This window comes from Acidobacteriota bacterium (assembly GCA_009861545.1).
Classification (GTDB): Bacteria; Acidobacteriota; Vicinamibacteria; order Vicinamibacterales; family UBA8438; genus WTFV01.
Genome location: VXME01000067.1, coordinates 1 through 11,567 on the forward strand (window position 1 = coordinate 1; position 11,567 = coordinate 11,567).

Below are 11,567 nucleotides of genomic sequence, written 5' to 3' on the forward strand. Positions count from 1 at the left end.
CCCCCCCCCCCCCCGGCGGCGGGGGCGGGGGGGGGGCGCCGGGGGGGCCGCCGGCGGGGGGGCGGGGGGGGGCCCCCCGCCCCCGCCCGCAGGCTCGCCCGGTCTGCCCGCAGGCCCGGCCCGCGGCGGGAGGTCCGAGAGCCGACCGGGCGCGCGAAACGATCCGCCGCGACCCGACGGCGGCGCGCCGGGTCCGATCCGCGGAGCACCGTCGAATGCGCCGCCCGCGAAGCCGTTCCCGTTGCCGTTCCCGGCCGGATACATGCCGCCGTTGGCCGCCGCATCGAACGCCGCGTCGAGCTCCTGAACGACCTGGTCCTGTAGAGCGAACAGATCCTCGAACGCACCGTCGACCTTTACGCCGGCCGCCACGGCGCCGCTCCCGGTGTCGACCAGACGCGCGGTTATCCGCATCCGATCGCCCATCCGCTGGTAGCCGCCGGCAACGAGCCACGCGGCGCCGAGCCGACGGCTCGCCTCGCGCACGACCCGTTCCGCATCAGCGGTCCCCGTCCACCCGGGATCGACGCCCGCCGCCGAGATCTCGTCCAGCAGTGCTTCACGCCCGACGACGGACACCTCGTCGAGCCGTTCGAGATCGGCCGACACCGTCTCGGCGATGCCGGTCCCGATCCAGTCGTCGGCCGCCTCCGCGGAAATGTTGAAGAAGGGGGCGACGGCAAGGGCGCCGTGCCGCGGCGAAGCCTGCGCCAGCGCCGCGGGGTCCGGCGCCGGTTGCGCGAGCGACGCGGCCGGAATCGCCGCGACGGGCAATGCGACCAAGCCTGCCAGCGCCCACGGCGCCGCGTGCCGGGCAGTGATTCTCACGGCGTGGTTCGGCAAGTAGTCCCCCCTTCGACCTGCCTTCCTTCAAGACGCCCGACCGCCGGTATGCGTTTACCGGTTCCGGAGCCGTTGCGAGCCGTCGGCGCGCGACCTCTGGTCGCGTTGGGAGTTTCGCTGGCGCGAAACTCCTATCCGGAAGCGAGCCGGTCGATGATCGCGCGCGTCATCTCCGTGCAGCGCAGCGACGACTCCCCCTCCCGCGCCAGGTCGGCCGTCCGGCAGCCGGCGTCGAGCGCGCCGCCGATCGCCGTCTCGACGGCATCGGCCTCGTCGCCCAGGCCGAGTGCGTGGCGCAGCAGCATGGCGGCCGAGGCGATGGCGCCGACCGGGTTCGCGGCGTTCTTGCCGGCGATGTCGGGCGCGGAGCCGTGCACCGGCTCGAACAGGCCGCCCCCGCCCCCGACGCTGGCCGACGGCAGGAGCCCCAGCGAGCCGACCACCGCGCCGGCCTCGTCGGAGAGGATGTCGCCGAAGAGGTTACCGGCCAGCATGACGTCGAACGATCCCGGGGCCGAGACCAGCCGCATGGCGCACGAATCGACGAGCTGGTGCTCGAGGTCCACGTCCGGATAGCGCGCGGCCACCTCGGTGACCACTTCCCGCCACAACCGCGAGGACTCGAGCACGTTCGCCTTGTCCACCGACGTGACCAGCTTCCGCCGGCCGCGGGCGCTCTCGAACGCGACGACCGCGATGCGCTCGATCTCGTGCGCGGCGTAGCGCATCGTGTCGAAGGCCTCCCGCCGGTCGTCCGTCCGGCCGCGCGGCTCGCCGAAATAGATGCCGCCGATCAGCTCCCGGACGATGAGCAAGTCGACGCCGTGCAGGGTGTCCGGCCGCAGCGAGCCCCCGTCCTCGAGCCCCGGCCAGACCCGCGCCGGGCGCAGGTTGGCGTAGACACCGAGCGCCTTGCGCAGCTCCAGCAATCCCGTCTCCGGGCGGCGCTCCCGCGGTCCCTCGCTGAAAGCCGGATCGCCTACCGCGCCGAGCAGCACCGCGTCCGCCGCCAGGCAGGTATCGAGCGTGGCGGGCGGCAGGGGCGGATCGCCGGCGCGCAGGGCGGCGGCCCCGAAGCGCGAGCGGGTCAGGGCGAAGTCGTGGCCGCGACCCGCGGCGACCGCCTGCAGGACGTCCGCCGCGGCGTCCACGACTTCGGGACCGATCCCGTCCCCGGGCAGCAGCGCGATGTTGGCGTGCATGCGAGGCTCAGGCCACGCCCCGGCCGGTCGCGGCAACCGGTGCGGCGGCCTGCAGACGCGCCACGATCGCCGTCACGTCGTCGTCGCTGACCGACTTCTGGCGGTCGGCCAGGGCGATGACCTCCCGGTAGACCCGATCGAGCTCGAACCGGCTCAGCTCGTGTCCGAGATCCTGGCAGCGCTTCTTCACCGCGTGCCGCCCGGAGTGCTTGCCGAGGACGAGCGTCGACTCGACGCCGACGTCCGCGGGGGTCATGATCTCGTAGGTGCGGCGGTCCTTGATCACGCCGTCCTGGTGAATCCCCGCCTCGTGCGCGAACGCGTTGCGGCCGACGATGGCCTTGTTAGCCTGCACCGGCTCCTGCGTCAGCTCGGCCAGCAGCCGGCTCGTCTGCACGAGCTGGGTGGTATCGATTGCGGTCGCGTAGGGCAGGCGGTCGGGCTTGACCCGCGTCGCCATGACGATCTCTTCCAGCGAAGCGTTGCCCGCGCGCTCCCCGATGCCGTTGATGGTGCACTCCACCTGGCGCACGCCGGCCCGCATCGCGGCCAGCGAGTTGGCCACGGCCAGGCCGAGGTCGTCGTGACAGTGGGCGCTGAAGACGACGCCGTCGGCGCCGCGCACCCGGCCGCGCACCTCGGCGAAGAACTCCTCGATCTCCTCAGGCGTGCAATAGCCGACGGTGTCGGGCAGGTTGATGGTCGTCGCCCCGGCGGCCATGGCCGTCTCGACCACCCTGCACAGGAAGTCCATGTCGCTGCGGGTCGCGTCCTCGGCCGAGAACTCGACGTCGTCCGTATAGCCCCGCGCCTGGGTCACGCCGTCGGTCACCGCCCGCAGGCACTCGTCCCGGCCGATCCGCAGCTTGCGCTCCAGGTGCAGGTCCGAGGTGGCGATGAAGGTGTGGATGCGCGAGCGCTCCGCCGGACGGAGCGACTCGCCGGCCCGCTCGATGTCGGCCGGATTGCAGCGCGCGAGGGCCGCGATCACCGGGCGCCGTATCTCCTGCGCGATGAGCTCCACGGCGTGCGCGTCGTCGTCGGACGCAATCGGAAAGCCCGCCTCGATGATGTCGGCGCCGAGCGCCTCGATCTGGCGCGCGAGCCGTATCTTCTCGTCCGTGTTCATCGAGAATCCGGGCGACTGCTCGCCGTCGCGCAGGGTGGTGTCGAAGATGATCAATCTGTCCTTGGCCATGGTGCTCCCGCCTGAATGGATGTGATGTCTTTACTCTATCCCGGCCTGCCCGCTGCAAGTCAAAGTTATAATTCTTACATAAAAATCAAGAGTGTTTATTCTGCCAAGCCGCCGCCGGGCGCCGTCGGGCAAGGCTTCCCGGACCGCCGACTCGCCGTGGACGTGTCCGGACCACCGCCGCCGGACCCGTCGAACTTCCTCCGCAACACGTTTTACGCTGATTTAACCGCCCGGTCATGGGCCGGTTACACCCCTTGGCTATCGTCTTCTCGACTTGCTGATGACGAGCACTTCAAGGTCGTCGGGCACAGACACCACGAAGTTGGAGAACGGAACCACATGCGCAGAATGATTGGGTCGATCCTGGTGTCGACGGTCATCGCCGCGGCGCCAGCCCACGCCCAGGAAGTCGGCTGGGTCGCGGGCGAGGTCATCGACCAGAACCTTGCCATCACGCTCCCGGGAGTGCCCGTCGAAGCGGTCGGCACCGGCCAGGTCGCCTACACCGATCTCGACGGTCGGTACCGGCTCGAGTTGCCCGTCGGGACACACGAGATCCGGATCGTCATGGCCGGCTACGCCGAGACGAGCGTGACCGTCGAGGTGCAGGCGGGCCGGTTGGCGGCGGTCCAGGTGGCCCTCGGCTCGAACGTCTTCGCCGAGGAGCTGGTCGTCACCGCGCCGACGCTGGAGGCCGATTCGTCGACCGCGGCCGCCCAGATGATGATGCGCATGCGCGCCCCGGCGGTGCAGGACAACATCGGCGCGGTCGAGATGTCGGCCAACAACGACTCCAGCGCCGCCGACGCCATGCAGCGCGTCACCGGCGTCTCCGTCGTCGAGGGTCAGTCGGTCTTCGTCCGAGGATTGGGCGAGCGCTACAGCAACACGACCCTGGCCGGGGCCACCCTGCCCACCACCGAGCCGGATCGCCGCGTGGTGCCGCTGGACCTGTTCCCCACCGGCCTCATCGACAGCGTGCAGGTCAGCAAGACCTACACCCCCGACAAGCCGTCGCAGTTCGCCGGCGGGCTCGTCGAGATCGTGCCCATGAAGCTGCCCGACGCCACCTCGTTCGAGCTCTCCGCCGGCGGGGGCTGGAACAGCCTGACCACGGGTGCGATGGGGCTCGGGTATCCGGGCGGCGGGCGCGACTGGCTGGGGTTCGACGACGGCACACGCTCCCTGCCGGCCGGGTTCCCCGACCGCAAGGTGACCCGCGGCGGACGTTTCTCGGGCACGCTCGGCTTCTCGCGCGACGAACTCGAGCGGATGGGCGAGCAGTTCAGCAACATCTGGGATCCGCAAACGCGGTCGCTCCCGGCAGACCAGTCGTACAACGCGCTGTTCGGCGGCCGGTTCGGCAATCTCGGCATCGTCGCCACGTTGCGGCACGCCCAGAGCTCGCAGTTCACCCGGGAAGAACGCACCTTCTACAAGGTCGGCGGCGGCGGCGCCATCGAGCCGTTCAACGGCCCGTACGATTTCGAAACCACCGAGCGGTCGGGCACCGTCGGCGGCGTCGGCAACATCGCCTACCAGTTCTCGCCCAACCAGCGGTTGTCGTTCGACAACTTCTACACGCACGTCGGCACCAACGAGACCCGCCGCTTCCAGGGCTACAACGACGACGCCGGCCACGACATCCGGAACCAGCGGCTCTGGTGGGTCGAGGAACAGATCGCGAGCCATCACCTCGGTGGCGAGCACGTGTTTCCGACCCTGTCGAACAGCCGGCTGGACTGGAAGCTCGCCCTGTCGCGCGCCGACCGCGACGAACCGGATCTGCGTGAGGTCCTCTACGAGTCCGACCCGGCGCGGCAGGCGTTCGTGCTCGCCGACGAGTCGCAGAGCGGCCTCCGGCAGTTCAACGACCTGACCGACGACAGCTTCGAAGGAAGCGCCAACTGGAGCACGCTGTTCGAACAGTGGGACGGTCTCGCCTCGCAGGTGAAGCTGGGCGGCAATCACATCGACCGGAGCCGCGATTTCCAGGCGCGCCGGCTTCGCTTCGTGCCGCGCACCCTCGGCGGGATCTTCGCCGGGGCGAGCGGTCGCGACCTCAGCCACCGGCTCGGCCACGCACGTCCGGACACCGCACGCGTCGACCTCTCGCTGCCGGCCGAGCAGCTCTTCACGACCGGCAACATCGGCGAGGCGTTCGAGCTCAAGGAGGAAACTCGCGGGACCGACCGCTACGACGCGGCGCAGACGGTCACGTCGTTCTACGGGATGGTCGACCTGCCCCTGTCGGCATCGACCCGCCTCGTGACCGGCGCCCGCATCGAACAGTTCCGACAGGACGTGGAGACGCTCGACCCCTTCGCCGGCACCATCGACCAGCAGACGGGCGACGTGCGGCGCGCGACGCTCGACGAGACCGATCTCTTCCCCGCCGTCAACTTCGTCTACGCGGTACGCCCCGAGCAGAACATCCGGCTCGGCTACAGCCAGACGGTCAACCGGCCCGAGTTCCGCGAGGTCTCTCCGTTCGAGTTCACCGACGTGGTCGGCGGGCGGGCCATCGTGGGAAATCCCGACCTGAACCAGTCGCTGATCCAGAACCTGGATCTGCGGTGGGAGTGGTTCCCGGGCGCCGAGGAGGTGCTGGCGGCCAGCTTCTTCTACAAGCGGTTCGACGACCCCATCGAGCGGACCGTGGAGCCGACCGCGCAGCTGCGGACGTCGTTCACCAATGCCGAGACCGCCGACAACGCCGGCCTCGAGCTGGAGGCCCGCTCGCTGATCGGCCCCCACCTGCTGGTCGGCGCGAACTACACCTATGTCGATTCCGAGGTGACGCTGTCGCCGGCCGCGCGGCAGGTGCAGACATCGCTGGTGCGGCCGCTCGCGGGCACGTCGGCGAACCTGTTCAACGCGCTGTTCGAAGTGCGCGGCATGGGCTACTCGGGGCGCCTCCTGTTCAACTACTTCGACGATCGGATCAGCGACGTCGGATCGCTGGGACTGCCCGACATCGTCGAGAAGGGCCGGCACTCGCTCGACTTCGTGCTGTCGAAACGCTTCGAGCGGGCCAGCGTGAGGATGGCGTTCACGAACCTCACCGACCAGCCGTTCGAGTTCACGCAGGGCGGCGACGGACCCACGCAGCGCATCTTCCACCTGGGAAGGTCCTTGAGCTTCGGCGTCACGTATCACCCGTAACACCAGCAGCGGTTCCCGCCAGCCCGAACGCTGGCCGCACGGAGACGACATCAGCAATGACCTGGAATTCGCGAGGGACAGAGGTGAATCGAACGAGGACCCGCATGCCGACCATGTCGCGAGCCGCTCGCCGCGTGCTCGCGGCGGGAGCGCTGGCCGCGGCCGCCGCGTGGAGCGGTCCATCCCCATCCGCTCAGGCGAACATCGATTGCACGCCGCACGAGGACGATCAGCTCTGCGTCGTCAGCGGGCGGATCACCGCCGACACGACGTTCACGGCGGACTCCCTCTGGCTGCTCGACGGGGCCGTGTTCGTCGAGGAGCCGGCGCGCCTGACCATCGAGGCGGGCACCGAGGTCTTCGGCCGGTCCTCGACCAACGGCACGCTCATCATCGCGCGGGGCGCGCAGATTCTGGCGAACGGCACGGCCGACGCCCCCATCGTCATGACCAGCGACCAGAAAATCGGCGACCGCGCGCGCGGGGACTGGGGCGGCCTGATCATCAACGGGCGGGCGCCGCTCAACGTGCCGGGCGGAGAGGCGGAGGGCGAAGGCGATACCGGCGTGTACGGCGGCACCGACCCGGACGACGACAGCGGGCACCTCTACTACGTGCGGGTCGAGTTCGCCGGCAGCGAGTTCAGTCCCGACAACGAGCTGAATGGCATCGCGTTCCAGGGCGTCGGACGGGGAACCGAGGTCGACCACGTCATGGTGAAGTTCAACAAGGACGACGGCCTCGAGTTCTTCGGCGGCACGGTCGAGGTGAAGCACGTGATCTGCTTCGCGATCGCCGACGACAGCATCGACTGGACGGACGGCTGGCAGGGCAAGGCCCAGTTCCTGATTGCCCAGCAGATCGGCGACGACGCCGACAATGGCTTCGAGTCCGACAACAACGGCGACAACAACAACCTGACGCCCCGCTCCGACCCGACCATCTACAACGTGACGCTGCTCGGGGACCCCTACGACTTTCCCGGCGAGGAGAGCGACATCGGCATGCTGCTCCGCGAAGGCACGGCCGCCACGATCCGCAACTTCATCATCAGCGGGTTCAAGGAAGCGTCCATCGACATCGATCACTCCGCTACCTTCGATCAGGTAACCGCGGGCGAGCTGACGTTGCAGAGCGGCATCATCTACGGCAACTGCCTCGTCGACGGTTGCGACGGGCAGTTCAAGCCGGACAGCGACGACGGGCAAGCGACGAAGCCGACGAAGAACATCGTCGAAGAATCGTCCGACGTCCACTTCATCGACCCGGAGATCGGCGAACCGTCCCACCTGTGCGCGTTCTGTCCGTACGACCTGGTGAATCCGACCCGCAACTTCGCACCGCGCGACCTGTCGCCGGCCATCTCCGGCATGGTCCGTCCCGCGGTGCCGCCGAACGATGGGTTCTTCGAGGTCGCGAACTTCATCGGCGCGGTCGGGCCGGCCGGCTCGGGACAGGAGAACTGGTTCGAAGGATGGACCGACTTCTCTCACAACTAGCGCGGCGGCGCGTGAACGGAAACGGAGGTCGTCGGCTGCAGCGGCCCAGGGTTCCCTTCGTCGCCTGCCTGCCGTTTGCGGTGCTCGTCGCCGCGTGGATGGCGGTGGGCTGCGGCGCCAGCGCCGACCACGCCCTCTCGCCACCACTTCACCGCACCTTCTCCTCGCCGGAAGCGCTGAGCGATGCGATGTTGACCGCCCTCGCGGCGCGGGACGCCGACGAGCTCGAGAGCCTGGCGCTCTCCGAGATCGAGTTCCGGACCGCGGTATGGCCCGACCTGCCGTCGAGCCGCCCGGAGCGCGGCGTGCCCTTCGACTATGCCTGGGGCGACCTGCATCAGAAGAGCCGCAACGCGCTGCGGCGGCTGATGGCGCGCCACGGGGGAGAGCGGTTCCAGCTCGTCGCCGTGCGGTTCACCGGCGAGACCACCCCGTACCGGACCTACCGTGTGCATCGCGAGACCGTTCTCGACCTGCGCGACGAGGATGGCAATGACCTCGCCCTCGCGCTGTTCGGCTCGATCCTCGAGCGCGACGGCGAGTTCAAGCTGTTCAGCTACGTCGTCGACTGAACTTATCGACGCGCCGCTTTCATAAGGTCGGGCGTATAGTAGTTACCGGCCATGGACCTAGCGGAGCTGCAGGTCTTCCTCGCCGTCGCCAACGAGCGCAGCTTCTCGCGCGCGGCCGAACGGCTGCATCGGACACAGCCGGCGGTCAGCCAGGCCATCAGGCGGCTCGAGGACGAGCTCGACGAGCGGCTGTTCGACCGTTCCTCGAAGGGCGGCCAGTTGACCGAGGCGGGCGAGCTGCTGCTCGACTACGCGCAGCGCCTCACCGCGCTCAAGGCGGAAGCCGAGAGCGCCGTGCGCGAGTTGCAGGACCTGCGGCGCGGCCGGGTCCTGATTGGCGCCAACGAAGGGGCCGTGCACGTCCTGCTGCCGATCGTCGAGCGCTTCCGTGCGGATCACCCGCACGCGCAAGTGGAGGTACGGCGCGTCTCGGCCCGGCAGGTGGCCAGGGAGGTGCTCAGCCGCTCGCTCGACTTCGGCGTGCTGACCTTCCCGCCGCGCGAGCGGGGCCTGCAGTCGCTGTCTCTGGGGGAGGACGAGCTCGTAATGCTCATCGATCCCCGCCATCCGCTGGCGAGGCGGTCGCGCGTCACCATGGAGGAATTCGGCCGCCAGACGGTGATCGCGCACAACGAGGCGTCGCCCGCCCGCGAGCGGGTACTCCGGCTCTACGAGCAGCGGCACACGTCGATCAACATCCAGATCGGGCTGCCAAGCCTGGACGGGATCAAGCGCGCGGTGGAGATGGGGCTCGGGGTGGCCCTGCTGCCGAAGCGCTGCGCGCTGGCCGAGATCGCCCGTGGACAACTGGCCGCGGTTCAGGTCGCCCAGCTCCGGCTCCCCCGCCAGGTGCGTCTGGTGTACCGTCGCGCAGGGGAGAGGTCACATGCCGCCGCGGCCTTCCTGGACGCGGCGCGGGCCGTCGCCGCCGCGTAACGTTCGTCCCGGCGATTCCGTCAACCGTGGTTGCGTAGCAATCCGTCCCGGCGCGGTCCTGGCGGCGCTACATCCGGACCGGAGCAGGGGTGTCCGGACTCTCCGGATTGACGACGAGCTTCCGCATCAGAGGCGAGATCAGCGGACTCAGAAACCGCTGACGTACGGCAGGCCGTCCGCGACGCGGCGGACGTCGTCGAAGTCGGCGAGCAGAAGGCCCGTCGCGTCCCACTGCCCCGTGAGCAGCGAATCGCGAACGGCGGCGGGCATGCCGAGCGGCACGGTCCGCCCCGCCGTCTCGATGGATTGGGTGTCGACGCTCAGGACCATCGGCGTAGCCGGCGCCCGCTCGGCGGTCGCCATCAGCGTCTCGACGTCCTCGGGTGCGGCCGTCGCGCACGGCAGGCCGATGGTCGTCGCGTTGCCGAGGAAGATCTCCGAGAACGACTGGCCGACGCAGGCGTGGATTCCCCAGCGCTTGAGCGCCTGCGGCGCGTGCTCCCGCGACGACCCGGAGCCGAAGTTCTCGTTGACGACCAGGATGGACGCGCCGGCGTAGGCCGGGTTCGCGAACGGGTGGTTGGGCATCGACGCCCGGTCGTCCTCGAAGGCGTGCGCGCCGAGACCGTCGAAGGTGATCGCCTTCAGATAGCGGGCCGGGATGATCCGATCGGTGTCGATGTTGTTGCCGCGCAGGGGAATGGCGGTTCCGGCGATGCGGTCGATGGGTCTCAGCTCGCTCACAGCAGGGTCCTCACGTCCGTCACCTCGCCCCCGACCGCGGCCGCGGCGACCATCGCCGGGCTCATCAGGAGCGTGCGGCCGGTCGGGCTGCCCTGCCGCCCCTTGAAGTTGCGGTTGGACGACGAGGCGCACACCTCCCGCCCGTCGAGGCGGTCGGGATTCATCGCCAGGCACATCGAGCAGCCCGCGCCGCGCCACTCGAAGCCCGCCTCCCGGAAGATCTCGTGCAGGCCCTCCGCCTCCGCCGCGCGACGGACGTTCTTCGATCCGGGCACGACGAGCGCCCTGACGTGAGACGCGACCCGGTGCCCCTTCACGACCCGCGCCGCTTCCCGCAGGTCCGACAACCGGGAGTTGGTGCACGAGCCCACGAACGCCACGTCGACGCGGGTCCCGGAGATGGGCGATCCGGCGGTGAAGCCCATGAAGTCGAGCGCCTCGGAGACGGCGCCCGCGTCGGCCGGGGCGGACGCCGGGTCAGGAATCCGCTCCGAGACCCCGACCGATTGGCCCGGATTGATGCCCCAGGTCACCCGCGGCTCGATGGCCGCGCCGTCGAGCTGAACGACGTCGTCGTAGGCCGCGTCCGGGTCCGAGGCCATCGACCGCCACCATTCCTTCGCGCGCTCGAAAGCATCGCCGGCGGGTGCGAACGGCCGTCCCTCCAGGTACGCGAAGGTCGTCTCGTCCGGATTGACGTAGCCGATCCGGGCACCGCCCTCGATCGACATGTTGCACATCGTCATCCGCTCGTCCATCGTCATCCGCTCGACCGCCGCGCCGCCGTACTCGTAGGCGAAGCCCACGCCGCCCCGCACGCCGAGCCGCGCGATGATCTCGAGAATGACGTCCTTGGCGTAGACGCCCGGTCCGAGCGCGCCCGAAACCGAGATCCGGCGGACCTGGAGCGGATCGATGGCGAGGCACTGCGACGCCAGCACGTCGCGCACCTGCGAGGTCCCGATGCCGAACGCCACCGCCCCGAACGCGCCGTGGGTCGAGGTGTGGCTGTCGCCGCAGGCGATGGTCAGGCCCGGCTGGGTCAGGCCCAGCTCGGGGCCGATGACGTGGACGATGCCCTGCCGGTCGGTGTTCAGGTCCGAGAAACGGATCCCGAACTCGCGGCAGTTGCGCTCGAGCGCCGCCATCATCTGCTCGGCGAGCTCGTCGGCGAACGGCCGGGTCTGATCCAGCGTCGGCACGATGTGATCGACCGTCGCGTAGGTCCGCTCGGGAAACGCGACCCCGATGCCGCGCTGGCGCAGCATGTCGAACGCCTGCGGCGTCGTCACCTCGTGGATCAGGTGCAGGCCGATGAAGAGCTGCGTCTGCCCCGACGGGAGCCGCCGGACGGTATGCAGATCCCAGGCTTTTTGAAGCAGCGTCTGTCCCACGTGCGGTTCGATCC

9 protein-coding genes are annotated in these 11,567 nt (G+C 69.7%); 4 read left to right on the forward strand and 5 right to left on the reverse strand.

Annotated features, from left to right (window positions below):
* From F4X11_10425 to F4X11_10435, 3 genes are all read right to left on the reverse strand, one after another.
* Positions 1 to 828, reverse strand: an 828-nt coding sequence (locus F4X11_10425; protein ID MYN65429.1) for a hypothetical protein, incomplete at its 3' end; no start/stop codon positions are given.
* 146 nt (positions 829 to 974) lie between these two features.
* Positions 975 to 2,045 (reverse strand): 3-isopropylmalate dehydrogenase, encoded by a 1,071-nt coding sequence (gene leuB / locus F4X11_10430; protein ID MYN65430.1) that lies wholly within the window; start codon positions 2,043 to 2,045, stop codon positions 975 to 977.
* A gap of 7 nt (positions 2,046 to 2,052) precedes the next feature.
* Positions 2,053 to 3,243 (reverse strand): 2-isopropylmalate synthase, encoded by a 1,191-nt coding sequence (locus F4X11_10435; protein MYN65431.1) that lies wholly within the window; start codon positions 3,241 to 3,243, stop codon positions 2,053 to 2,055.
* A gap of 15 nt (positions 3,244 to 3,258) precedes the next feature.
* Between F4X11_10435 and F4X11_10440 the strand changes: the two genes are divergently transcribed.
* The 4 genes from F4X11_10440 to F4X11_10455 all read left to right on the forward strand — a co-directional run bounded on the left by F4X11_10440 (position 3,259) and on the right by F4X11_10455 (position 9,415).
* Entirely contained in the window at positions 3,259 to 6,408 is a 3,150-nt protein-coding gene (locus tag F4X11_10440; protein ID MYN65432.1) for an outer membrane beta-barrel protein, read from the forward strand.
* 104 nt (positions 6,409 to 6,512) lie between these two features.
* Entirely contained in the window at positions 6,513 to 7,907 is a 1,395-nt protein-coding gene (locus F4X11_10445; protein MYN65433.1) for a hypothetical protein, read from the forward strand.
* 11 nt (positions 7,908 to 7,918) lie between these two features.
* Entirely contained in the window at positions 7,919 to 8,479 is a 561-nt protein-coding gene (locus F4X11_10450; protein MYN65434.1) for a hypothetical protein, read from the forward strand.
* Positions 8,480 to 8,530: 51 nt separating this feature from the next.
* The gene (locus F4X11_10455; protein MYN65435.1) at positions 8,531 to 9,415 is read left to right on the forward strand and encodes a LysR family transcriptional regulator; all 885 of its coding nucleotides are present in this window, start codon (positions 8,531 to 8,533) and stop codon (positions 9,413 to 9,415) included.
* 147 nt (positions 9,416 to 9,562) lie between these two features.
* Here F4X11_10455 and F4X11_10460 read toward each other — a convergent pair whose 3' ends face one another.
* Positions 9,563 to 10,150 carry a 3-isopropylmalate dehydratase small subunit gene (locus F4X11_10460; protein ID MYN65436.1) on the reverse strand — a complete coding sequence of 196 codons (588 nt, stop codon included), beginning with the start codon at positions 10,148 to 10,150 and terminating at the stop codon, positions 9,563 to 9,565.
* Between the two features lie 5 nt (positions 10,151 to 10,155).
* Positions 10,156 to 11,553 (reverse strand): 3-isopropylmalate dehydratase large subunit, encoded by a 1,398-nt coding sequence (gene leuC, locus F4X11_10465; GenBank protein ID MYN65437.1) that lies wholly within the window; start codon positions 11,551 to 11,553, stop codon positions 10,156 to 10,158.
* Positions 11,554 to 11,567 lie beyond the last annotated feature (14 nt).

Excerpts from the sequence above, each read along its gene's own strand:
- F4X11_10435 (MYN65431.1), bottom strand. The coding sequence starts at position 3,243 with ATGGCCAAGGACAGATTGATCATCTTCGACACCACCCTGCGCGACGGC.
- F4X11_10445 (MYN65433.1), top strand. The coding sequence starts at position 6,513 with ATGCCGACCATGTCGCGAGCCGCTCGCCGCGTGCTCGCGGCGGGAGCG.
- leuB (MYN65430.1), bottom strand. The coding sequence starts at position 2,045 with ATGCACGCCAACATCGCGCTGCTGCCCGGGGACGGGATCGGTCCCGAA.
- F4X11_10455 (MYN65435.1), top strand. The coding sequence starts at position 8,531 with ATGGACCTAGCGGAGCTGCAGGTCTTCCTCGCCGTCGCCAACGAGCGC.
- F4X11_10440 (MYN65432.1), top strand. The coding sequence starts at position 3,259 with ATGGATGTGATGTCTTTACTCTATCCCGGCCTGCCCGCTGCAAGTCAA.